The following is a 21,709-nucleotide window of genomic DNA, read 5'->3' on the forward strand; positions in this document are numbered from 1 at the left end:
CGCAGGGTGCGTCGAAACGCCCTCGTGGTCCCGCTGGAGCCTCTCGGCCTTGAGAGGTCCTAGATGAGCCCTGGCGCGCCTTGTCGAGCAAGCAGCGGCAGCCGAGCCATATTGGGTCTCTTGCCTCCAGCCCTCCCTCCGGATCTGCCCGAGCCCTGCGACAGGCCCGCCTCTCGACACGAGAGTCGCCAGTCATCCGCCTTTCGCCGAATCTTCCCAATGACCGAGACCGATTGCTCCGAACGGAGGCGACCTGTACCGCTCTTTGCGCGCTCGAAGCCCCACCCTCTTGCAATTGTAAAAATAATATCGTTATCTGCGGGCGAATGAAAATTTTTGGTCATCCACAGCCGACCTTGGAGCCGAAGAGACCTGCATGGCGAAAGTCCCAGACAATCTCTCGGTTGCCCAGCGCATTGCGCGAACCGCACTGTCGCCGTCGCATCGCCAAATCGCCGACTATGTCCTCGAGCAGCCGCTGAAGGTCGCGGCAATGCCGATCGACGAGTTGGCGGCGAAGGTCGGGGTATCGGTGGCGACGGCCAACCGCTTCGCTCGGGCGTTGGGTTTTGAAGGATATGCGCAGTTCCGCGCCGCGCTGGTGCTCGGCTTCGAGTCAGCGCTGGCGCCGGTGGAAAGGTTGCGAAGCAAGCTGGAGCAATCTGCCGACGCGATGGACGTCGTCGCGGCGACGCTCGCCGAGATGATCCGCAACATCGAAAGGACGCGCGACGGCCTGGATGCGGCGGAATGCGCGCGTGCCGTCAAGGCCATCCTTGGCGCAAAGCGCGTGTTCATCGTTGGTTTCGGCAGTAGCAGCTGGCTTGGCGGCCTTCTGGCACGCAATCTCGATCTCTATTGCGAGAATGTGCAACTGCTTGCCAGCATGGAAGGATCTTCCCATGCTGCGAGAGCAATCCACCGGCTGAGACCCGGCGATCTGGCGATTGCGATCGCCTTTCCGCGCTATCTTTCCGACACGGTTCTGCTGGCGCGCCGCGCACGCGAAGCGGGGGCGGAACTGCTGGCACTGACCGATGGCGCCAGTTCTCCGCTCGCTGCGCTTGCGGATATCAGGCTCTATGCAAGCACTGACAGCCAATATTATGCCAATTCCGAGGCAAGCGTTCTGGCGCTGATCGAAGCGTTGAGCAGCGCCGTGGGCCATGCCTCCGAGCATTCGGTGAGGGCCGCTGCGCAGGTCGCCGAAGCCGTGCTGCCGTGGCTGCATGGGGGCCACTCCGGCCGAGTGCGTCCGGTAGGCGACGGACCGGCCCCAAAGAGGCACGCTCCAGCAGCCTCATCCCCTCAAAAGGAGAAAGAATGAGCCCAATCCGACCCGTGGTCGCCATTCATGGCGGCGCCGGCACGCCCAGCCGGGCAGCCATCGATGCTGAGCAAAAGGCCGCCTATCATGCTGCCCTTCGCGAGATACTTGCCGAGGCACAGGAGACACTTGCCGCTGGTGCCACTGCAGTTGACGCCGTTACCCTCGCCGTGCAGCGGCTGGAGGACAGTCCACTCTTCAACGCCGGGTTCGGCTCCGTCTTTACCGCTGCGGTCACCCACGAACTCGACGCTGCGATAATGGATGGTGCAACGTTGCGTGCGGGCGCGGTTGCCGGCGTCAGCCGCATCCGGAATCCCGCCCTTGCGGCACGTGCGGTGATGGAACAGGGCGAGCATGTGCTGATGGCCGGCGCCGGCGCGGAAAGCTTCGCGCACGATTTGGGAATGGAGACAGTTGAGCCGCACTATTTCTCCACGGACTTCCGCCGCAGTCAGCTCCACCGCGCCCAGGGTACGGCAGCGATCATTCTCGACCATGATGGCGGCGCGCCGCTCTCCGAGGACAAGAAATTCGGCACGGTCGGCGCGGTCGCACTGGACATGCATGGCAATCTCGCCGCTGCCACGTCCACAGGCGGCATGACCAACAAGCGGCCGGGCCGCGTCGGCGACACCGCGCTGATCGGCGCGGGGACCTACGCGGACAACCGGACCGCCGCGGTTTCCTGCACGGGAACCGGCGAAATGTTCATTCGCGCTGCCGCCGCTCACGACCTTTGCGCCCGCATGGCCTATGGCGGCGCCAGGCTGGACGATGCCGCACGGCAGGTGGTGATGGAAGCGTTGCCGGCCATTGGTGGGCGTGGTGGCCTTATCGCCATCGACGCGAAAGGCAACGTCACGCTGCCCTTCAATACGGAAGGCATGTATCGCGGCTACGCCCGTGTCGGCGAGCCGCCCTGCACCGCGATCTTCGAGGATCCATCAGATCCACCCTCCCCGTGATCAATCGAGTCTGTTCATGTCCTCTTCAGCAGTCGAAATCGCTCCGGATTCTGCCCGCCAACCTGGCTTGGCGGACAACCGCGTTCTATCTGTCGATGACCTGTCGGTGCACTTTTCTACCTCGGAGCGAACGGTGGAGGCGGTACGAAACGTCTCCTTCCACGTCGATCACGGTGAGACGCTGGCAATCGTCGGCGAATCCGGTTCGGGAAAGTCCGTCACCTCACTCGCCATGATGCGCCTGGTCGAACATGGCGGCGGCCGCATCACCGCCGGCAGCCGCATGCTGTTTCGTCGTCGCTCCGGCACGTTCTTGGATCTGGTCACTGCGAGCCCTGCGACGATGCGCGCCGTTCGCGGCGCCGATATCGCGATGATCTTTCAGGAGCCGATGACCTCGCTAAACCCGGTCTTCACGGTCGGTGACCAGATCGGCGAATCGATCCGTGTGCACCAGGGCAAGAGCGCAAGTGCGGCACGCGCCGAGGCGTTGCGCATGCTGGACCTGGTGCGCATTCCCGAGGCACGCAACGTCCTCGACCGGCATCCGCATCAGCTCTCCGGCGGCATGCGCCAGCGCGTGATGATCGCCATGGCACTGGCCTGCAAGCCATCGCTGCTGATCGCCGATGAGCCTACCACGGCACTGGACGTTACGATCCAGGCGCAAATCCTGCAGCTTATCCGCGAGCTGCAGGCGGAAATGAACATGGGCGTCGTCTTCATCACCCACGACATGGGCGTTGTCGCCGAGATTGCCGACCGCGTCTTGGTGATGTGCCGCGGCATCAAGGTGGAGGAAGGATCATCGGAGACGGTGTTTTCGGCACCGCGCGAAGCTTATACGCGCGCTCTCCTATCCGCCGTGCCCCGCCTCGGCGCGATGAGGGGCACGGATTTGCCGCGCAAATTCGAGCTTCTGCGTGTCGATGCAGCCAGTCCGCCGACCGAAACGCCACCACAGAATGCGCTACAGCCGGATACTGCGCCGATCCTGCGCGTGAAGGATCTGGTGACGCGCTTCGACGTGCGCGGCGGTCTTTTCAATCGTGTGACCCGCCGGGTCCATGCGGTCGAAAAGGTCAGTTTTGACCTGCGCCCCGGAGAAACGCTGGCGTTGGTGGGCGAGTCGGGCTGCGGCAAATCCACGACGGGCCGTTCCCTATTGCGTCTCGTGGATAGTGAGGACGGCGCTATCGAGTTCGATGGCCGAAATATCCTCGACCTGGCCCGCGGCGAATTGCAGGCACTTCGGCGCAACATCCAGTTCATTTTCCAGGACCCGTTTGCTTCGCTCGATCCGCGGCTCACCGTCGGCTTTTCCGTCATGGAACCGCTGCTGGTGCATGGCGTGGCCCGTGGCGCGGCGGCGCGGGAGCGCGTCGCATGGTTGCTGGAGAAAGTCGGTCTGTCACCGGCCCATGCCCAACGCTACCCGCACGAATTTTCGGGTGGGCAGCGCCAGCGTATCGCCATTGCCCGTGCGCTGGCGCTCAATCCCAAGGTGGTAATCGCCGATGAGGCAGTCTCCGCATTGGATGTGTCGATACAGGCGCAGATCGTTAATCTGATGCTCGACCTGCAACGCGAGCTCGGCGTCGCCTATCTGTTCATTTCCCATGACATGGCGGTGGTCGAGCGCATCAGCCACCGCGTCGCCGTGATGTATCTCGGTCAGATCGTCGAAATCGGCCCGCGGCGGGCGATCTTCGAAGGCCCGCAACATCCCTACACCCGCAAGCTGATGTCTGCCGTACCCGTCGCGGATCCGGCGCGGCGACATGTGCGCCGGCAGCTGATGTCCGATGAGATCCCAAGCCCCGTTCGCGCCCTTGGTGACGAGCCGAAGGTGGAGCCGCTTTGCGAGATTTCTCCCGGTCATTTCGTCGCCCGTCACCCGATCGGTGTCTTCAAATGACCAACCCCAGACTTCCCCGTGCCGTCAACTTAAACTGGAGTCGTCTTATGAGAAATGGCAGTCCTAGCATGCGACATCTGTCTGTCGCCGCCGGCCTCGCGGCCTTGTTCATGATGAGCGCCACTGTGCCGGCGTTGGCCGCGAGCAACGTCGTGCTGGCCATCGGTGGCCAGCCTGAGACGCTTGATCCATACAACACCAACACCACGCTCACGACGGCGGTCACCAAATCCTTCTATCAAGGCCTCTTCGAGTTCGACAAGGATCTCAAGGTGCGGCCAGTTCTCGCCGAAAGCTATACTGTTTCGGCTGATGGTCTCGTCTATACGTTCAAGCTGCGCGAGGGCGTCAGGTTTCATGACGGCACCGATTTCAACGCCGAGGCCGTCAAGGTGAATCTGGAACGCGTGCTGAACCCTGAGAACAAGCTGGCGCGCTTCAATCAATTCAATCGCATCGACAAGGTTGAAGTCGTCTCGCCCTTCAGCGTACGCGTCACTCTGAAGGAACCTTTCAGTCCCTTCGTCAACTCACTGGCCCATGCCTCGGCAGCGATCATCTCGCCGGCCGCGCTCGCCAAATACGGCAGCAGGGACATCGCCTTTCATCCGGTTGGCACTGGCCCCTTCGTGTTCGAGGAATGGCGACAGACCGATTTCGTCAAGGGCAAGAAGTTCGACGGCTATTGGCGCGCAGGCTACCCCAAGGTGGACGGTATAACCTGGAAGCCCGTGCTGGAGAACAACACGCGTGCGGCCATGCTCCAGACCGGCGAAGCCGATTTCGGCTATCCGCTGCCTTACGAGCAGGCAAGCTCTCTGGAGGCCAGCGACAAGCTGAACGTGGAAACCGGCCCGTCGATCATCACCCGTTATGTCAGCTTCAACATGCTGCAGAAGCCCTTCGACGATCTCCGCGTGCGCCAGGCGATTAATTACGCCATAAACAAGGAAGCTCTCGCGAAGGTGGCTTTCGGCGGCTTTGCTGCACCGGCCGAGGGCGTTGTGCCGCAGGGCGTGCTCTTCGCCCATAAAATGGATCCCTGGCCCTACGACCCGGCGAAGGCCCGTGCACTTCTGACGGAAGCCGGCTATCCGAACGGCTTCGAGTCCGTGCTCTGGAGCGCCTACACCACGACGACTGCGCAGAAGACGATCCAGTTCCTCCAGCAGCAATTGGCGCAGGTCGGCATCAAGGTCCAGATCCAGGCTCTGGAACCGGGCCAGCGCACCGAGTGGATCCAGTCCGCCCCGGACCCGAAGACAGCCAAGGTGCGCATGTACTATGCCGGCTGGTCGTCTTCGACCGGCGAGGCGGACTGGGCGCTGCGGCCGCTGCTGTCCACCGAGGCCTGGCCGCCGAAGCTCAACAACACCGCCTATTATAGCAACGAGGCGGTGGACGGCTTCATCGCGAGCGCACTGAAGTCGGTCAAGGACGAGGAGAAAGCCGATCTTTACCGGAGGGCCCAGGAGCAGATCATGAAGGATGCTCCCTGGGCGCCGCTGGTGACCGAGAAGAACCTCTATGCCACCGCTAAGCGCCTCTCCGGAGTCTACGTCATGCCTGACGGCAACATCGATGCCGGAGAGATCGCCGTTTCCGAGTAAATGATCAGCCGGCGCGCGCCGACAGGATCGACGCGCGCCGGTCCTGATCCGCCTTCGTCCCTACAGTGCCGCGTGTCTTATCGGACGCGCAAAGGTCGCTGTAGCACTTTGAATTGCTGCATGTCTTTGTCCTTTGATCGAGGTCGATTTAAGGAGACATGCAAGCAGATCGGGGGTATTCGCGAATTGCTGCAGTATTTCCTGAAACGGCTGATGGGATTGATTCCCACCTTGTTGATCGTCTCGGTGCTGGTGTTCCTCTTCGTACACATGCTGCCCGGCGACCCGGCGCGCCTTGCTGCCGGACAGGACGCCGACGAGCAAACCGTGGCGCTGGTGCGTAGCGAACTGGGCCTCGACCGGCCATTGCCGCAGCAGTTCGTCACATTTTTCGGCCACATGCTCGAGGGCGACTTCGGCACCTCGATACGCACACGCCGTCCCGTGTCCACCGAGATTGCGGAACGGTTCATGCCTACGCTTCTCCTCACCTTGGCCAGCATGGTCTGGGCGGTCGCTTTCGGAATGGGCATCGGAATCATTTCCGCCGTCTACCGTAACCGCTGGCCGGATCGGCTTGGCATGACGCTCGCCGTGTCGGGCATCTCCTTTCCGGCGTTCGCGCTGGGCATGCTTCTGATGCAGATCTTCTCGGTCCAGCTCGGTTGGCTGCCTACCATCGGCGCGGACACCTGGAGACACTATGTCCTGCCGTCGCTGACGCTCGGCGCGGCCGTCGCAGCGGTCATGGCCCGCTTCACACGCGCCTCCTTCGTCGAGGTGATCCAGGAGGATTTCGTCCGCACCGCCCGGGCAAAAGGACTGAACGAGCGCGTCGTGATCGCCAAGCATTGCCTGCGCAATGCATTGATCCCGGTCGTCACCATGATTGGCCTGCAGTTCGGGTTCCTGCTCGGCGGCTCGATCGTCGTCGAGGCGGTGTTCAACTGGCCGGGTCTCGGGCGTCTGCTGGTCGATGCCGTCACGCAACGCGACTATCCGGTGATCCAGACACTTGTCCTTCTGTTTTCGCTGGAGTTCATCCTGATCAATCTCGTCGTCGACCTGCTCTACGGTTTCATCAATCCAACCATTCGCTACAAGTGAGCCACCAATGACTCAACTCGTTTCGTCCGATTCCGGCGCTGTCGCGGCAGCCGAGGCCGTGCGCACGCCATGGAGCGAATTCTGGCGTAAATTCCGCAGGCAGCCGGTGGCGCTCGCAGCGCTCGCCTTCGTAGCGCTGCTTGTGCTTCTCGCCCTGCTGGCGCCGGTGATCGCGCCCTACGATGCGGAGAATTATTTCGATTACGACCAGATCAATGCCGGCCCGTCATGGTCGCACTGGCTCGGGGTCGATCCGCTTGGGCGTGACGTTTTCAGCCGCATTCTTCTCGGTGCGCGTATTTCGCTGGCGACCGGGCTGCTGTCGGTGGCACTCGGCGGGTTGATAGGAACGGTGCTGGGATTGCTCGCCGGCTACTACGAAGGATGGTGGGACCGCATCGTCATGAGAATTTCCGACGTGCTGTTCGCGTTTCCCGGCATTCTTCTGGCGCTCGGCGTCGTTGCCATCCTCGGCAGTTCCATGGTCAATGTGGTGGTCGCTGTCTCGGTCTTCTCCGTGCCGGCCTTTGCGCGCCTGGTACGCGGCAATACGCTCGTGCTGAAGCGAATGACCTATATCGAGGCGGTCAAGAGCATCGGCGCCTCGGATTGGATCATTCTCGCACGCCACATTCTTCCGGGCGCGATTTCGTCCATCGTCGTTTATTTCACGATGCGGCTCGGCACCTCGATCATCACCGCCGCCAGTCTGTCATTCCTCGGCATGGGCGCGCAGCCGCCGACACCCGAGTGGGGCGCCATGCTCAATGATGCGCGCGCCGACGTCGTGAATGCTCCCCATGTGGCGCTGTTCCCGAGCCTTGCCATCTTCCTGACGGTGCTGGCATTCAACCTGCTCGGCGACGGTCTGCGCGATGCGCTCGACCCCAAGATCGATCGCCGATGAAGGTGCTGCGGTGAGTGCTCTCCCCGTTGCGCCACATATCGGAACGCTGGTCGCCGGCCCCCGGAATGCAATCACCGATGTGCCCGGCGTCACCGTAGGTCATGCGACCCTTGCTCAGGGTCCGATCCAGACCGGTGTGACCGTCGTGCATCCGCACCAGGGGGATCCCTATCGCGACCGCGTTCCAGCCGCCAGTGCGGTGCTGAACGGGTTCGGCAAGAGCATCGGCCTCGTGCAGGTGCATGAACTGGGCGTGCTGGAAACACCGATCGCCCTCACCAACACTTTTTCCGTGGCAACCGTTACGCAGGCGCAGATCCGTCAATGCGTGGCCGCCAATCCGCAATGCGGGCGACGCTTGCCGACGGTCAATCCACTCGTCTTCGAATGCAATGACGGTTATCTGAACGACATACAGGCAATGGCCGTCATGGAGCAGCACTATCTCGATGCCTGCGCCTCCGCCGGTCCTGCCGTTGCCGAGGGTGCGGTGGGTGCGGGCCGCGGAATGTCGAGTTTCGGCGTCAAGGGCGGTGTCGGCACGGCGTCTCGTCGCGTGACCGTCGCAAGCGGCGCCGAGTTCACCGTCGGCGCGCTCGTCGTATCGAACTTCGGTAGGCCGGCGCAGCTTATGCTCGCGGGCCGCGCCATCGGCCAGGAGCTTGCGAAAACGCTCGCTGCCGCCTCCGCCGGCGAATCGGAGAAAGGCTCCATCATTCTTCTCATCGCGACCGACGCTCCGCTCGACGCACGACAGTTGCGCCGGCTCGCGCTGCGCGCGGGGGCAGGCCTTGCCCGGACCGGCTCGGTTTTTGGTCACGGCAGCGGCGACATCGCGCTCGCTTTTTCCACGGCCTACACGCTGCCGCAGGATCCTGGCCGTCCCATGCCGGACGTCGCAATGCTGCATGACGCATGGCTCGATCCCTTGTTCCAGGCCGTCGCCGACAGTGTCGAACAGGCCATCATCCATTCGCTGTTGCGCGCCGAAACGGTGATCGGCCGAAATGGTCACCGGCGCGCGAGTCTTCTCGAGCTGATGCCCGGCCTCATCCCCCTGTTTTCAGAGAAATCCTCATGAAGATTCTCATTTCCGTCGACATTGAAGGCGTTGCCGGCGTCTATCATCCCGAGCAGACTCGTCCTGGCCATGCCGAATACGAGCGTGCGCGCCTTCTGATGACGCAGGAGGCCAATGCCGCCGTGGCCGGCGCTTTCGAGGCAGGCGCGACGGACGTTCTGGTCAATGACTCCCATGCCGGTTTTCGCAACATGCCGGCCGATCACCTCGATCCGCGCGCCTCGGTCGTTCAGGGCAAGCCGCGTTATCTGGGCATGATGGCGGGCGTTGAAGACGGGGTGGATGCCGTCTGCCTGATCGGCTACCATTCGCGCGCCCATGGCCGCGGCATTCTCGCACACACCATCAACAGCTTTGCCTTTGCTCGCATCGAATTCAACGGCATCGAACTCGGAGAGGCCGGCATTTACGGAGCGCTCGCCGGCGAATGCGATGTCCCTGTCGTCATGGCGTCCGGTGACAATGTTTTCATCGCCGAAAATCGCGAGCTCTTTCCGCAAGCCGTCTTCGTGGAAACCAAGCGCGCCAGTGGCTGCAACAGCGGCACAAGCCTTTCTCCCGCGCGTGCGTGCCAAGCAATCGGGGAAGGCGTGGTGCAAGCCCTCCGCCACCCGAAGTTGGCGCCGCCGTTCAGGCTTCCCGGTCCCATTGACGCGCGCATCCGTACCCAAACGCCGGCGCTGGCCGATTTGTTTTGCCAGTGGCCCAGTCTCGACCGGCTTTCCGGCGATGAGGTCGGTTTCACCGCGCCGACGGTGCAGGCGGCCGTGCGCATCGTCAACTGCCTGTCGGCGATGTCGACCATGCTGCGGTGACGGCGGATGCCGACAATCCCGTGAGCGCCGACAGGAGCCTGCCTGGTCCCGAGGCGTATACTTTTCCAGAATCACCTTTCACCGGCAAAGAAGAAAGTCTGCCCCATGACAGCTGCATCTGAGACCCGCATGGTTTATGTCAGCGGAGCGTTCCTTCCCATCGAGGAAGCCTCCATTCCCGTTATGGACCGGGGCTTTCTCTTCGGCGATGGCATCTATGAGGTTACAGCAGTGATCGCGGGTCGCCTCGTCGACAATGAGGCACATCTCCAGCGGCTCGACCGTTCCTTACGCGAGATCGATATTCCCAATCCACATTCATTGGGGACCTGGACGGCAATCCAGAAGGAGTTGGTTGCGCTGAACGGCCTTACCGAAGGATTGATCTATATTGAGGTGACGCGTGGTGTCTCCGAGCGCGATTTCCTCAGCCCAGCCGATTTGAAGCCGACCGTGGTCATTTTCACGCAGGCAAAACCGGTACGCACCAACGCCACCCTGGCCAAGGGCGCTCAAGTGATCACTTTGCCGGATCTGCGCTGGGCACGGCGGGATATCAAGTCGACTTCACTGCTGGCGCAGGTGCTGGCGAAACGCTCCGCCGCTGCCGCGGGCGTCAGTGAGGCGTGGATGGTGGAAGACGGCATGATCACAGAGGGGGCCTCGTCAACCGCCTTCGTCATTACGCCAGCCGGCGAAATCATCACGCGGCCGCTCTCCCATGCGGTGCTGCCAGGGGTCACCCGTCGCGCGATACTCCGTCTGCTGGAAGAGAGGGAGCTGACATTCGTCGAGCGGCCCTTCAGCGTGGAAGAAGCGCTGAAGGCGCGCGAGGCGTTCTTCACGAGCGCGTCCACCATCGTCATGCCGGTGGTCACCATTGATGGCCACCCAATCGGCGACGGTACCCCCGGGCCCCTGGCTATGCAGTTGCGCGATCTCTATATCGAGGCCGCCCTCGATTAGAGCCTTTCCGGGCTAAATGGAAACATTCTGCCGGAGCAGGTTTTCGTCAGGGCAGAGGCGATCGCCGCAGGTCGTACCCGGAGGTACGGCCGAGGCGATCGCCTCCGATCCTGACGGAAGCTGGGCATGATGATCCCGCCGGAGAGGCTCGAGGCTCTCAAGCCAGCGGGCTGCTGCTGGAGGCCACACGAGACAAGCTGCTTGCGTTGCTCCGTAATGTTACATGAGCCGCTTGGTCATCCGCAGGAGAGGCACAGTCACGCCGCCCCGACCATCGACTAATCGCTCGACGGGAATGTAGCCGCAAGCCCGATATAGCGGTTCGCCGGCCATCGTGCCCATCAGCTCGGCTCGTTTGAAGCCCTCATTGCGCGCGGCCTGCTCGCAAAGCGCAAGGATTATCCTCCCCACACCGCGGCGGGCATAGGCCGGATGCGTATACATGGCACGCACCCGCGCCGGATCATACACGGGATCGAGCAATGCGGCGTCACGTCCGGTAGTTGCGTCGCTGCCGTACAGCGTTGCTCTGCGGCTCCAGCCGCCGCACCCTGCGATCGTACTATCCAGCAGGATCACGAAGTAAGTCCCATCATCTATCAGTTGTGTGTCGAGCCCCATGATTTGGCGGCTCGACTCGATCTGCGCTTCGGTGAGAAAGGGTCTCTGGAGTTCCGATATTGCCGCGTCGATCAGCGCTGCAAGGATCCCCAGGTCAGCGCGGGTCGCGTTTCTGTGCTCCAACATAATCGTCTCCATGAACCTTCGTGCATCATACTAGCGATAGTCGCTACGCGACGGTTCTGCATCGGCGCCGGCGAGGGTAGGCGCAGCGACGTCCCCCGCACTCTGCGCGGCCTGCCCGGCAAACCGCATCTGCAACCGCACGCCGTAGCCGTCGCTCATGCCGAGCAGTGTTTGGCTGATCTCGACCGGGGCTCGGGCGTAATCGCCGGTACCGCCTGTCACGGCGCGGACGACCTCAACACCCGTTTCCGCCAGTTCGGGGCCTTGGGTGATGAGAATATCGCCGTCCTTGAAGACAATGACCTGGCGCGTGATGACGACGGTTCCGGTCTCGGTGCGGAAGCCGTTGCCTACGTAGTAGCCGTCGCAGGTCCAGGTTCCGATCACCTTGTCCGGAAAGGCTGGGCTGCCGTCCTTGAGCGTACCCTCGATCCCGCCGTCGAGGGTACCGGTGGGATAGACGTAACCCTGGGTGACGAAGGCGTTGCCGTAGGCGGGCATCCCGTCCTCGAATACGGGGGCCTCGTCATAAACGAAGCGGCTGAGATCCTCAGCCACGTCGAAGGCCGGGAGCGCGCCGTCCGCCATTGCGACCATCGGGATCACCGCGGCGAAAGCAGCGAGTACAAAACGAGTCGATTTCACGGGTATGTCCTTGCTGTTTGCATGGTGGTGAGGATGCGTACCAGGCGCGTCTTCCGAAAGGCACGCCTCGGTCCGGCTCGCGGCAGCGGCGGGCCGTATGCTTGGGTTGAACGGCGCGGCAACCGCCGCGCAGAAGTCTTGGCAGTGATCCGCGTTGTCCACGTGGATCGCCTGCATTTGATGATCATTTCGGTCGACCTAGGCGGCATTCCTGCCCGGTGATGCATTCGCGCCGGCCCTTGACAGGAAGCTCTTGTTGACCGGGCTGTGCGGCTTCAGCGCCAATCGCTCGTTGCCAATGGCCTCGGCCATCGCCGTCAGGTCACCACGAACGGAAGCCTCGGCCAGCGTCCAGTCGATGATATCGCGCTGGGCGTGGCTGCCGCCGAAGGAATTGGCGATGAAGCGCGCGCCGTGGAGGAGGTTCGCTGCATTTTCGTAGTCACCACGCCAGAATGCAGCGAACCCTTCGACCAGCGGCAGAGCGGTGCGGTTGCCCCATCCACCTGCCTCGGATACGTGGGCGCCATTCCGGTAGGCGTTAGCGATGCGGTCTACCTTGGCAGTACGGCCGGCGCCGAGATAGGCCATCACCGCATGCCAGTCGTTGAATGGATAGGTGCAGCCGTCCACATGACTGTCCCAGGCCGTCGCCAGTTCCTGCCAGCGGTGGCCGACATCATGGCCGGAGAGATGAAGTCGCCAGAGAAGTGCGGAGGCATCGACCATGTCGAGCGCGACCATGCTGCGATCTTGCCGGATCGGCCCATCATAGAGGGCGAGTACCTCGTCGGCCTGGCCGAGGTCGAGATGGCACAGCGAACGGTGCCACCAGTTGTGGACCTTGAAGAAATTGTCGTCGCCTGACCAATGCGGCTCGCGCGCGATCATCCAGCCAATGCCATCCTCGGCGCGACCCTGCATTTCCATGACATGGGCGACGGCATGGTGCGCCCAGCAATCGAGCGGCTGAACGTCGACAGCGCGGCGGCCCGCCTCCTCGGCCCGGCCATAGTCGCCGGTTTCCTCAAGACCGAAGGCATGCATGCCGAGCAGAATCGAGTAGCCAGGTATGTTCGCGGACCATTTTGGCAGCACGCGCGCGATGCGGTCGCGCAGGCTCCGCGCGCTGGCGCGGTAGAAATCCATCAGATGACCCGACTGGAGAGCGACGATATCGTGGGGGTAGTCCGCGTTGTGGCGATCGAGCACCGTCGCCGCGGCGGTCCACTCCCCCTCGACCAGCAGGTCGAGGGCAACAACATGCGAGGCCTCGCGCTCGGAGAGCCGCAGCGACTTCACCGTGCCGATGATCGCCTTCGCTTCCTTGGTCGCCTCCGGCTCGGTCGCGAGGCCGAGTAGATGTGCCTTGAAGATGTGCGCCATGGCAAAGGCGGGCGCTGCCTCGATCGCGCGGTCGAGCAATCCGACGGGATCACCGCGATAGATGTTGAAAGCGTCGACGGCCTGGTCGAACAGGCCAGAGACTTCGGATGTCGCTCCGGTCAACACATTGCCTTGCGCATCGGTTATCATGATCGATCTTTCCTTTCTCGAGGTGTATACAGTAATCGCGCCTGTCGCCCATCGCAGCAATGCTGTGGCTGTTGGGGCGATCTCGACACCTAAGTAAACCGTCGCCGTGATGCGGTTAATGAGCGATACGCCGGAACGCTTGACCGATCCGCCGTCTGTGAAAAAAGGGAAGCGTTCGTTGGAGGCTCTGCTGGACCTGCTGCGGGCGATGCGTCTTACAGGAGGCATCTTCCTCGACGCGAAGTTCAGCGCTCCTTGGAGCGTATCGGCAAAAGTCGCGCCGGAGGACTGCGCCCCCTTCACGGTCGCGCCCCGGCACATCATCGCCTATCACTACGTGACGGAAGGGCGCTGCCTGCTGAAGGTTGGAGACGAACGGCCGATTGAGGTCGAGAGTGGCGAGATTGTCGTCTTGCCGCGCAACGACCGCCACGTCATTGCAAGCGCCATGAACCTTCGTCCCGTCAGCGCCGACCATCTAATCCAGGCCGCGCCCGAAGGCGGACCGGCGAAGATCGTCCATGGTGGCGGCGGTGAGCGAACGTCCATCTTGTGCGGATTTCTCGGTAACGACCTTGCGCACAACGCGCTCATCGCGCTGCTGCCGAGCGTGCTCAAGCTCGATGCTACCGATGGCGCTTCAGGCGACTGGATCAAGGGCACCTTCCATTTCGCCGCCAGGGAGCTTGCGGCCGGGCAGGCCAATTCTCCGATGATTCTGGCAAAACTCGCGGAACTGTTGTTCATGGAGGCGGTTCGTCGCTACCTTGCCTTCCAGCCGACCTCAGCGAATGCATGGGCTGCCGGCATGCAAGACCAGGTGATCGGCCGTGCACTGGGGCTCCTGCACGGACAGATCGCGCGGCGATGGACGACCGAGGATCTCGCGCGCGAGTTGTCCGTCTCGCGCTCGGCCTTCGCGGAACGTTTCACGCGCGCCATCGGGGAACCGCCGATGCGCTACCTAGCCCGGCAGAGATTCGAGCAGGCCTCGGCGCAATTGAAGGAGACCGCTGACCCGATCGCGCGGATCGCATATGATGTCGGTTACGAGTCCGAAGAGGCATTCAGCCGGGCTTTCAGGCGGGAATACGGCATGCCCCCCGCGGCATGGCGAAGAGCAAACGCGCTTGCAGGATCGTGATGCCACAGCACTCACCTGCTTTCACGGATGGTCTGCAACGAGTCGATCTTTCATGTTCATATGAGTGGGATCTGGCCTCATCCGCCGAAACGGCAGACTGGGCATTCAGCGATCATCCACCGCACGAAGCGATTTAATCAGAAGCACCCAGTGCTCTGTCTCGGTCTCCCAGCCTTCCTTCACACAGGGGACCGTTGCCACTTCTTCGTAGCCAAACCGCTCGTAGAGCCGTCTTGCACCCGCGTTGTTGTCGGCGACGATGACACTCATCCGGCGAAGCGCCTCTTCCCGGGCGATTTGCTCGGCAAGCTCGAGTAGTCGCGAGCCAAGCCCCTGCCCTCGGTATTCGGGATAGCAGGCCAGCACATTGACATACCAGCTTTCGAGGGCCTTGTTTTCCAGTTCTTGAAGCGGCCGGAACAGGGCGGGGAAATCATCGCCGATCGGCGTGGGCTCCGAGCCGATCGGGTACCCGGTCAGACTCGCCACGGCACCATCTCCAAAGTCCACGACGATGATCTGGCCTTCGCGCGCCTTTTCACCTTGCCGGGCGCGGCCAATCTCCCAAGGGTCTTGACCGTTCTTTGCAAGTCCCTGCCAAATGTAGAGCGGCAAACCCTCGCCGGCGAAGTTGACGAGATCGGCCAGCGCCCCTGCATCTGCTTCGCTTGCGAACCGTAGCGGTGACTCGAGCCGGATCATTTGCATCCTCCGGAGAATGTGGGGCGGAGATCTGTTATAAGGCGTTTTTCGAATGACGTCAGGTAATCTTCAAGCTCCTTGATCCCACGGCATTTCCTCTGGTCTTCGCCCGATTTCGATCATTAGAGCATGATCCGACCGGAGTGAACGAGGATCGATAAGATCATGCCTCAGAAAAAAGCGTTTAGAGCGCCGATCTGATTCAGTCAGATCGAAACGCGCTCTAATGGACTGAGAGATAGCTGGGCGTGACAGATGCGGAGCAGGATCGTTGTAACATCGGAATCTATATAGCTGTGGAGAACCCCTCCGCAGCGCAACGTATGGACAGTCGGCTTCTAGCGCATCGGCCCGAAAATCGTATCCGATTTTCGGAAAGCTCGATGCGTAGATTCTAAGAGTTACAGCGACCTTTGCGCGTCTGAAAAGACGCGCGGCAGGTAAGGCGGAAATCTCGCTGAGGTGAAGGTCACCACAAGCGGGTAACGGCAGGAAGTGTGTCGAAAACCACGTCCGCTGAAATCAACGGCATCCCCAAGTCGATCGCACTCACCGCCAGCAGTCGGTCGAACGGGTCGCGATGCTCCCACGCAAGCGTCGCCCCTTTCAAACAAATCTCCGGCGCCAGGGCGGTAACTCTGCCGCCCTGCTCTTCCAGCAGGCTCGGCAGATCAGTGACGAACGATGCCATCTCCGGCCATTTGCCGATACGAACCTTCTGCCCGATCTCGAAAAAGCTGATGGGGCTGACGAAAACGCTGTCGGCCGCCGTGATGAGAGCGGTTGCCTTGGCAGATAAACGCGAATCGCCGGTCAGCGACCATGCCCATGCATGGGTGTCGAGAAGGATAGCCGTCACGCTTTGCCTTCCCAAAGCGCCAGATCATCCTCACTCATAGGCTCGAAGAAATCCGGCCCGTCTCCTGTAACCTTGCCTTCCAGCAATCCGATAGTGAACTTGTTCTGCGGGATCGCAACGATCCGGGCTACAGGGATCTTGCCCTTGGCGATGATAACTTCTTCGCCTGCCTTCGCCGCCTCGATAAGCTTGGACAGGTTCGTTTTGGCGTTGTGGATCGTAACCTGCATCGGAACCTCGATTAGCTAACTTGGCTACACTTAGTGTTTTTCTTTCTGAAAATCCAGCCTCACGGTTGGCGCTCAGCATTTGCCACCGTTAAATTGAGGGCGCCTTGTTTATGTAAGGACGCACACAGCCCGCCTCGTCCAATCGAGAAGTCAAAGGAGCAGACCCATACCCCCGATGCCCGCCAGAATTCTCCACATCTCGATCGCGCGCGACTGGCGGGAGGTTTATGCCTTCATGGCAGACCATGAGAAAATGCCACTTTGGGCGTCCGGCCTCTCTTCCGGGCTGACCCGCGACGGCGAGGATTGGATCGCGCCTGGGCCGCTCGGCAATGCCCGCGTGCGCTTCGTCACCCGGAATGATTACGGGGTCGTCGATCACCTCGTCACCCTCGAAGACGGCCGGCAGGTGCACAACGCGCTGCGTGTCGTCCCGAACGGCGACGGCGCCGAGGTGATGTTCACGCTGCTCAGGCAACCGGGGATGAGCGAAGCGCAATTCGCAGATGACGCGGCCTGGGTGGAAAAAGACCTCGCCAGGCTTAAATCCATCCTCGAATCCGGCAAGGACTGATTGGAAGGACGGGAACGACATGAGCCGCAAGGAAAACGACCGCCGCATCGACTATATCGAGTTCAACGTCGCGGATATCGCCGCGAGCAAGGCCTTCTACGGCAGCGCCTTCGGCTGGACCTTCACGGATTACGGGCCGGACTATTGCGAATTTGCCGATGGCCGCCTGACCGGCGGCTTCACCACGCTCGGACCGGTCCGAAGCGGCGGACCGCTCGTCATCATCTATGCCGACAGGATCGAGGACACGCAGGCCCGTGTCGAGGCGGTCGGCGGCAAGATCGTCAAGCCGATCTACACCTTCCCCGGTGGCCGGCGGTTCCACTTTGCCGATCCGGACGGATACGAATTGGCGGTCTGGTCGGAGCAATAGAGCATTTTTGCGGTCAACTGGTTCCACCTGACTGCAAATGCTCTCCAGCGCCGCGCGTCGTTTCAGGCTGTAGCCCTTTGAATTGCTGCATGTCTTATACCAAGTCTCGATGATAGGAACCGATAGGACCGGCTCGATCGGGCTGTCTGGCTAGGAGAGGCCCGCAGGACGATGCTATCGCATCGTTCAAGGGTCTCGACGACGCCAGACAGCCCGAGAAGCCGGCCGGAGGTGGCCTATGGCTGATCGTGGGCGTCGTTGCGATGCTTGACCGATGCGACAGCATCGCTCCGCGCACCGCGCCTAGCCCACAATCAGCCATAGGCCATCCTATCGGTTCCTATCATCGAGGCTTGGTATTAGTCCCTAAATCGAGGTGGAGTTAAGGAGACATGCAGTAGTTCCGCCTATTCGCCGAAGCGAATGAACAACGCCCCAACGAGACCGAAGACGACGATGCATTGCAGGATGTACATCGGCCATTCCTGTGACATCTGGTGCCCTCCCGTCGAGTACCACCGCTGCCGCGCCCTGAAGGGCATGGGCAAGTCTAACATTTCCCGGCCGATTTCGGCACGGAAAAGCCGCGCGCCCGGTCAAGGACGCGCGGCAGGAGCGGGCAAGAAAAGTGTGAGCGGTTTTCCGCGCCGCCCCGTTCGCACAAATCGACGGCGTGCTTCGACCGGCTCGCGTTCTACTCGCCGCCACCCAGCGAGTGGACGAAGACCGCGAGCTGCTTGACGGTGGTGTCGCCGATGCGCGGCAGCCAGGCGGGCATGACACCGTGTCTCGGTGCCTTCATCTGGTCGATGATCGCCTGCTCGCCGCTTCCCTTCAGCCAGATCGCGTCCGCGAGGTTGGGTGCCCCGAATTCGCGGCTGCCGGTGGCGTCCGCCCCATGGCACGAGGCGCAATTATCCGCGAAGAGCTGCTTTCCGGGCTCCACCAGAGCTGCGTCCGACGGCGTGGCGGTGAGGCTCACCACATAGGCGGCGGTCTGGCGCAGTTCATCCTGCGTCAGCATGTCGGAGAAGGACGGCATCTCCGACATGCGCGTCTCGTCGTCGCCGGCATGGCGGACACCGTGGGCGATCGTCTGATAGAGCGCCTCAGGGCCGCCGCCCCAGAGCCAGTCGTCGTCGTTCAGGTTCGGGAAGCCCTCGGCACCGGCTGCGCCTGACCCATGGCACTGAGCACAGTTCACCTTGAAGGCCGAAGCGCCGGCCGCAACCGCGAATTGCCGCAGCTGCGGATCGGCGATGATCTCCTCGACCGTGCTTGACGCGATGCGCTCGACGTTGCCGGCCTGGGCCGCCTTGGCATCGGCGAGTTCGGTGCTGACCTCCGCGCGGCTGGAGTAACCGAGCACCCCCTTGGTCGCTTCGGTCAACAACGGCCAGGAGGGATAGGCGATCGCGTAGCCGATGCCCCAGAGAATGGTCGCATAAAAGGTGTAGACCCACCAGCGCGGCATCGGATTGTTGAGTTCGCGGATGCCGTCCCACTCGTGACCGGTGGTTTCGACGCCGCTGATCTCGTCGATGTGTTTGTCCGCCATGGATCAGTCCTCCTTCAGCGGGATGGAAGCGGCCTGTTGGGCGGCCTTCTTGGCGCCCGGCCGGAAAACGAAAAGGACGACGCCGAGGAAGAAGACCGTCATGGCGAGCAGTCCCCAGCTGTCTGCGAAATGGCGCATGGCCGTGTAGGTTTCCATGGGAGCCTCCTTCTCAGCGATAGCCAGTGGTGTCGTCATAGGTGGAGAAGTCGACGAGCGTGCCGAGCATCTGCAGATAGGCGACGAGCGCGTCCATCTCCGTCAGCTTTTGCGGATCGCCGTCGAAATCGCCGAGCTTGGCCTTGGGGTAGCGCGCCTCGATCCCGGAGGTATCGGCATTGGGGTCGGCCTGTGCCTGGAGATCGCTAAGCGCCTCGTCGACCATCTCGTCCGTATAGGGAACGCCGACCGCCTTGTTGGCCTTCAGACTCATGGCGACATTCTTCGCTTCGAGCGGCGTCTCCTTGAGGAAGGCGTAGCTCGGCATCACCGACTCCGGCACGACGGAGCGCGGCTCGATCATGTGCTGGACGTGCCATTCGTTCGAGTAGCGATCGCCGACTCGGGCGAGGTCGGGCCCCGTCCGCTTCGAACCCCACTGGAACGGATGGTCGTACATGGACTCGGCCGCAAGCGAATAGTGCCCGTAGCGCTCCACCTCGTCGCGGAACGGCCGGATCATCTGGCTGTGGCAGACATAGCAGCCCTCGCGGACGTAGATGTTGCGCCCGGCGAGCTCCAGCGGCGAATAGGGCCGCATGCCTTCCACCTTCTCGATCGTGTTCTCGAGATAGAAGAGCGGTGCGATTTCCACGATGCCGCCGACGGAGACAACGAGCAGCGAACCGACGAGCAGCAGCGTGGCATTGCGTTCGAGGATGGCGTGTTTATCGAGAATGGACATGGTCTGCCCTCCTATTCCGCAAGCTGCGCAACCGGCGCCGCGCCGAGGATCGGTTCTTCCTCACGCACGCGTCCGAGGATTGTCATCGTGATGTTGAAGGCCATGATCAGAGCGCCGGCGAGGAAGAGGGCGCCGCCGACGGCACGCATCACATAGTAGGGGAACATCGCCGCCACCGTTTCCGCGAAGGAATAGACGAGGAAGCCCTGGTCGTCGTACTCGCGCCACATCAGGCCCTGCTGGATGCCGGCGACCCACATGACGGCGGCGTAGACGACGATGCCGAGGGTGGCGAGCCAGAAGTGCCAGTTGATCATGCGCACGCTGTAGAGCCGTTCGCGGTTCCAGAGCTTCGGCACGAGATAGTAGATGGCGCCGAAAGTGATCAGGCCGTTCCAGCCGAGCGCACCCGAATGCACGTGGCCTATGGTCCAGTCGGTATAATGGCTGAGCGAGTTGACCGTCTTGATCGACATCATCGGCCCTTCGAAGGTCGCCATGCCGTAAAAGGCCACGGCCATGACCATCATGCGCACGATCGGATCGGTGCGGACCTTGTCCCAGGCGCCCGAGAGCGTCATCAGGCCGTTGATCATGCCGCCCCAGGAGGGCATCCAGAGCATGACGGAGAAGACCATGCCGAGCGTCTGCGCCCAATCCGGCAGGGCCGTGTAATGCAGGTGATGGGGTCCTGCCCAGATATACATGAAGATCAGCGCCCAAAAGTGGATGATCGACAGCCGGTAGGAATAGACGGGACGGTTCACCTGCTTCGGAATGAAGTAGTACATCATCGCCAGGAAGCCGGCGGTCAGGAAGAAGCCGACGGCATTGTGCCCGTACCACCATTGCGTCAGCGCATCCTGCACGCCCGAAAAGGCCGAATAGCTCTTGGAGCCGAGGAATGAGACCGGCACCGCCAGATTGTTGACGATATGCAGCATGGCGATGGTGACGATGAAGGACAGGTAGAACCAGTTCGCCACATAGATATGCGGTTCCTTGCGCTTCAGGATCGTGCCGAGGAAGACGGCGAGATAGGCAACCCAGACGACCGTCAGCCAGAGGTCCACGTACCACTCCGGCTCTGCATATTCCCGGCTCTGGGTAATGCCGAGCAGGTAACCGGTGGCGGCCATGACGATGAAAAGCTGGTAGCCCCAGAAGACGAACCAGGCGAGATCGCCGCCGAAGAGGCGCGCGCGGCTCGTGCGCTGCACCACATAGAAGGACGTGGCGATCAGCGCATTGCCGCCGAAGGCGAAGATGACGGCGGAGGTGTGGAGCGGCCGCATGCGCCCGAAATTGAACCAAGGTTCGATGTTGAGATCGGGAAAGGCGAGCTGCAGCGCCACGAGCACGCCGACGAGGAAGCCGACCACCCCCCAGGCCATCGTGGCGATCACGCCGTATTTTACGACCTCGTCGAAATATTCCGATTGTGGCGCCGGCGCCCGGCCTGCTAACGCCGGCCGGAACTCCATGCGGCGCATGAGCACGATCGCGCCGCCAATGAGCACGAAGAACAGAACCCACATATGCGCCCCGAATGGGCGGTCCTGGGCGAAGCCAGCCCCGATCAGCGCCAGGAAGGCGCCCACCGCGAGCAAGAGCATCTCGAGTGTGTATTTCATGGTTGGGTCCCCAACTTTTCTCAGCTTGCCGGCGCTCGCGCGCAATTCCGGCGCGATCCAGCTAGTCTGAGAATTGTCAGAGTCACCCCTTTGCCGCCTTGATTCAG

General features: G+C 62.1%; 22 protein-coding genes. 12 read left to right on the forward strand and 10 right to left on the reverse strand.

Annotated elements, in window-relative coordinates; all coding sequences use genetic code 11:
* Nucleotides 1-376 precede the first annotated feature (376 nt).
* The 9 genes from EKH55_RS08905 to EKH55_RS08945 all read left to right on the forward strand — a co-directional run bounded on the left by EKH55_RS08905 (nucleotide 377) and on the right by EKH55_RS08945 (nucleotide 10,699).
* Entirely contained in the window at nucleotides 377-1,327 is a 951-nt protein-coding gene (locus EKH55_RS08905) for a MurR/RpiR family transcriptional regulator (protein WP_069458336.1), read from the forward strand.
* The gene (locus EKH55_RS08910) at nucleotides 1,324-2,295 is read left to right on the forward strand and encodes an isoaspartyl peptidase/L-asparaginase family protein (RefSeq protein ID WP_069458335.1); all 972 of its coding nucleotides are present in this window, start codon (nucleotides 1,324-1,326) and stop codon (nucleotides 2,293-2,295) included. The genes EKH55_RS08905 and EKH55_RS08910 overlap by 4 nt, the downstream gene beginning before the upstream one ends.
* A 16-nt stretch (nucleotides 2,296-2,311) precedes the next feature.
* Nucleotides 2,312-4,213 (forward strand): dipeptide ABC transporter ATP-binding protein, encoded by a 1,902-nt coding sequence (locus EKH55_RS08915; RefSeq protein ID WP_151611366.1) that lies wholly within the window; start codon nucleotides 2,312-2,314, stop codon nucleotides 4,211-4,213.
* Between the two features lie 68 nt (nucleotides 4,214-4,281).
* Nucleotides 4,282-5,823 (forward strand): glutathione ABC transporter substrate-binding protein GsiB, encoded by a 1,542-nt coding sequence (gsiB, locus tag EKH55_RS08920; protein ID WP_210249910.1) that lies wholly within the window; start codon nucleotides 4,282-4,284, stop codon nucleotides 5,821-5,823.
* 186 nt (nucleotides 5,824-6,009) lie between these two features.
* The gene (gene gsiC, locus EKH55_RS08925) at nucleotides 6,010-6,930 is read left to right on the forward strand and encodes a glutathione ABC transporter permease GsiC (protein ID WP_151611368.1); all 921 of its coding nucleotides are present in this window, start codon (nucleotides 6,010-6,012) and stop codon (nucleotides 6,928-6,930) included.
* A gap of 7 nt (nucleotides 6,931-6,937) precedes the next feature.
* Nucleotides 6,938-7,837: a glutathione ABC transporter permease GsiD gene (gene gsiD / locus EKH55_RS08930; RefSeq protein WP_151611369.1), complete on the forward strand. Its 900-nt coding sequence runs from the start codon at nucleotides 6,938-6,940 to the stop codon at nucleotides 7,835-7,837.
* 10 nt (nucleotides 7,838-7,847) lie between these two features.
* Nucleotides 7,848-8,918: a DmpA family aminopeptidase gene (locus EKH55_RS08935; protein WP_427915838.1), complete on the forward strand. Its 1,071-nt coding sequence runs from the start codon at nucleotides 7,848-7,850 to the stop codon at nucleotides 8,916-8,918.
* Nucleotides 8,915-9,733, forward strand: coding sequence for a M55 family metallopeptidase (locus EKH55_RS08940; RefSeq protein WP_069458329.1), 819 nt, complete (start codon nucleotides 8,915-8,917; stop codon nucleotides 9,731-9,733). Before EKH55_RS08935 ends, EKH55_RS08940 begins: the two co-directional genes overlap by 4 nt.
* Nucleotides 9,734-9,862: 129 nt before the next feature.
* Entirely contained in the window at nucleotides 9,863-10,699 is an 837-nt protein-coding gene (locus EKH55_RS08945) for a D-amino-acid transaminase (protein WP_427915839.1), read from the forward strand.
* A 219-nt stretch (nucleotides 10,700-10,918) separates the two neighbouring features.
* Here the strand turns inward: EKH55_RS08945 and EKH55_RS08950 are convergent, their stop codons facing one another.
* From EKH55_RS08950 to EKH55_RS08960, 3 genes are all read right to left on the reverse strand, one after another.
* On the reverse strand, nucleotides 10,919-11,446 hold the full coding sequence (locus EKH55_RS08950; RefSeq protein WP_225192503.1) for a GNAT family N-acetyltransferase: 528 nt from the start codon (nucleotides 11,444-11,446) through the stop codon (nucleotides 10,919-10,921).
* Between the two features lie 30 nt (nucleotides 11,447-11,476).
* Nucleotides 11,477-12,091: a hypothetical protein gene (locus EKH55_RS08955; RefSeq protein ID WP_192803759.1), complete on the reverse strand. Its 615-nt coding sequence runs from the start codon at nucleotides 12,089-12,091 to the stop codon at nucleotides 11,477-11,479.
* Nucleotides 12,092-12,289: 198 nt separating this feature from the next.
* A complete protein-coding gene (locus tag EKH55_RS08960) occupies nucleotides 12,290-13,627 on the reverse strand; it encodes a tetratricopeptide repeat protein (protein ID WP_106407820.1) in 1,338 nt (445 codons plus the stop codon).
* A 178-nt stretch (nucleotides 13,628-13,805) separates the two neighbouring features.
* On the opposite strand from EKH55_RS08960, the gene EKH55_RS08965 reads away from it, so the two are divergent.
* Complete coding sequence (locus EKH55_RS08965; RefSeq protein WP_083265323.1) at nucleotides 13,806-14,771, forward strand: AraC family transcriptional regulator; 966 nt, start codon at nucleotides 13,806-13,808, stop codon at nucleotides 14,769-14,771.
* Between the two features lie 105 nt (nucleotides 14,772-14,876).
* Here EKH55_RS08965 and EKH55_RS08970 read toward each other — a convergent pair whose 3' ends face one another.
* From EKH55_RS08970 to EKH55_RS08980, 3 genes are all read right to left on the reverse strand, one after another.
* Nucleotides 14,877-15,473 carry a GNAT family N-acetyltransferase gene (locus tag EKH55_RS08970; RefSeq protein WP_069458321.1) on the reverse strand — a complete coding sequence of 199 codons (597 nt, stop codon included), beginning with the start codon at nucleotides 15,471-15,473 and terminating at the stop codon, nucleotides 14,877-14,879.
* Between the two features lie 469 nt (nucleotides 15,474-15,942).
* A complete protein-coding gene (locus EKH55_RS08975; protein WP_069458320.1) occupies nucleotides 15,943-16,332 on the reverse strand; it encodes a type II toxin-antitoxin system VapC family toxin in 390 nt (129 codons plus the stop codon).
* Nucleotides 16,329-16,562 carry a type II toxin-antitoxin system Phd/YefM family antitoxin gene (locus EKH55_RS08980; protein WP_069458319.1) on the reverse strand — a complete coding sequence of 78 codons (234 nt, stop codon included), beginning with the start codon at nucleotides 16,560-16,562 and terminating at the stop codon, nucleotides 16,329-16,331. Before EKH55_RS08980 ends, EKH55_RS08975 begins: the two co-directional genes overlap by 4 nt.
* 166 nt (nucleotides 16,563-16,728) lie before the next feature.
* Here EKH55_RS08980 and EKH55_RS08985 point away from each other — a divergent pair, with 166 nt between their 5' ends.
* Both EKH55_RS08985 and EKH55_RS08990 read left to right on the forward strand, forming a co-directional pair.
* Nucleotides 16,729-17,136, forward strand: a complete 408-nt coding sequence (locus EKH55_RS08985) for an SRPBCC family protein (RefSeq protein WP_106407819.1) — start codon at nucleotides 16,729-16,731, stop codon at nucleotides 17,134-17,136.
* A gap of 19 nt (nucleotides 17,137-17,155) precedes the next feature.
* Nucleotides 17,156-17,509, forward strand: a complete 354-nt coding sequence (locus EKH55_RS08990; RefSeq protein WP_069458317.1) for a VOC family protein — start codon at nucleotides 17,156-17,158, stop codon at nucleotides 17,507-17,509.
* Nucleotides 17,510-18,203: 694 nt separating this feature from the next.
* Here EKH55_RS08990 and ccoP read toward each other — a convergent pair.
* The 4 genes from ccoP to ccoN are packed head-to-tail and all read right to left on the reverse strand — an operon-like array spanning nucleotide 18,204 to nucleotide 21,602.
* Complete coding sequence (ccoP, locus tag EKH55_RS09000; RefSeq protein ID WP_069458316.1) at nucleotides 18,204-19,067, reverse strand: cytochrome-c oxidase, cbb3-type subunit III; 864 nt, start codon at nucleotides 19,065-19,067, stop codon at nucleotides 18,204-18,206.
* Nucleotides 19,068-19,070: 3 nt separating this feature from the next.
* Nucleotides 19,071-19,223, reverse strand: a complete 153-nt coding sequence (locus EKH55_RS09005) for a CcoQ/FixQ family Cbb3-type cytochrome c oxidase assembly chaperone (RefSeq protein WP_069458315.1) — start codon at nucleotides 19,221-19,223, stop codon at nucleotides 19,071-19,073.
* Between the two features lie 13 nt (nucleotides 19,224-19,236).
* Nucleotides 19,237-19,968 carry a cytochrome-c oxidase, cbb3-type subunit II gene (gene ccoO / locus EKH55_RS09010; RefSeq protein ID WP_069458314.1) on the reverse strand — a complete coding sequence of 244 codons (732 nt, stop codon included), beginning with the start codon at nucleotides 19,966-19,968 and terminating at the stop codon, nucleotides 19,237-19,239.
* A gap of 11 nt (nucleotides 19,969-19,979) precedes the next feature.
* Nucleotides 19,980-21,602, reverse strand: a complete 1,623-nt coding sequence (gene ccoN / locus EKH55_RS09015) for a cytochrome-c oxidase, cbb3-type subunit I (RefSeq protein WP_069458313.1) — start codon at nucleotides 21,600-21,602, stop codon at nucleotides 19,980-19,982.
* Nucleotides 21,603-21,709 lie beyond the last annotated feature (107 nt).

Source organism: Sinorhizobium alkalisoli (assembly GCF_008932245.1).
In the GTDB taxonomy this organism is placed as follows: domain Bacteria; phylum Pseudomonadota; class Alphaproteobacteria; order Rhizobiales; family Rhizobiaceae; genus Sinorhizobium; species Sinorhizobium alkalisoli.

Excerpts from the sequence above, each read along its gene's own strand:
- gsiD (WP_151611369.1), top strand. The coding sequence starts at position 6,938 with ATGACTCAACTCGTTTCGTCCGATTCCGGCGCTGTCGCGGCAGCCGAG.
- EKH55_RS08970 (WP_069458321.1), bottom strand. The coding sequence starts at position 15,473 with ATGATCCGGCTCGAGTCACCGCTACGGTTCGCAAGCGAAGCAGATGCA.
- EKH55_RS08990 (WP_069458317.1), top strand. The coding sequence starts at position 17,156 with ATGAGCCGCAAGGAAAACGACCGCCGCATCGACTATATCGAGTTCAAC.
- gsiB (WP_210249910.1), top strand. The coding sequence starts at position 4,282 with ATGCGACATCTGTCTGTCGCCGCCGGCCTCGCGGCCTTGTTCATGATG.
- EKH55_RS08915 (WP_151611366.1), top strand. The coding sequence starts at position 2,312 with ATGTCCTCTTCAGCAGTCGAAATCGCTCCGGATTCTGCCCGCCAACCT.
- ccoP (WP_069458316.1), bottom strand. The coding sequence starts at position 19,067 with ATGGCGGACAAACACATCGACGAGATCAGCGGCGTCGAAACCACCGGT.
- EKH55_RS08905 (WP_069458336.1), top strand. The coding sequence starts at position 377 with ATGGCGAAAGTCCCAGACAATCTCTCGGTTGCCCAGCGCATTGCGCGA.
- EKH55_RS08950 (WP_225192503.1), bottom strand. The coding sequence starts at position 11,446 with ATGTTGGAGCACAGAAACGCGACCCGCGCTGACCTGGGGATCCTTGCA.
- EKH55_RS08940 (WP_069458329.1), top strand. The coding sequence starts at position 8,915 with ATGAAGATTCTCATTTCCGTCGACATTGAAGGCGTTGCCGGCGTCTAT.
- ccoN (WP_069458313.1), bottom strand. The coding sequence starts at position 21,602 with ATGAAATACACACTCGAGATGCTCTTGCTCGCGGTGGGCGCCTTCCTG.
- EKH55_RS08960 (WP_106407820.1), bottom strand. The coding sequence starts at position 13,627 with ATGATAACCGATGCGCAAGGCAATGTGTTGACCGGAGCGACATCCGAA.
- EKH55_RS08910 (WP_069458335.1), top strand. The coding sequence starts at position 1,324 with ATGAGCCCAATCCGACCCGTGGTCGCCATTCATGGCGGCGCCGGCACG.
- EKH55_RS08980 (WP_069458319.1), bottom strand. The coding sequence starts at position 16,562 with ATGCAGGTTACGATCCACAACGCCAAAACGAACCTGTCCAAGCTTATC.
- EKH55_RS08945 (WP_427915839.1), top strand. The coding sequence starts at position 9,863 with ATGGTTTATGTCAGCGGAGCGTTCCTTCCCATCGAGGAAGCCTCCATT.
- ccoO (WP_069458314.1), bottom strand. The coding sequence starts at position 19,968 with ATGTCCATTCTCGATAAACACGCCATCCTCGAACGCAATGCCACGCTG.
- EKH55_RS09005 (WP_069458315.1), bottom strand. The coding sequence starts at position 19,223 with ATGGAAACCTACACGGCCATGCGCCATTTCGCAGACAGCTGGGGACTG.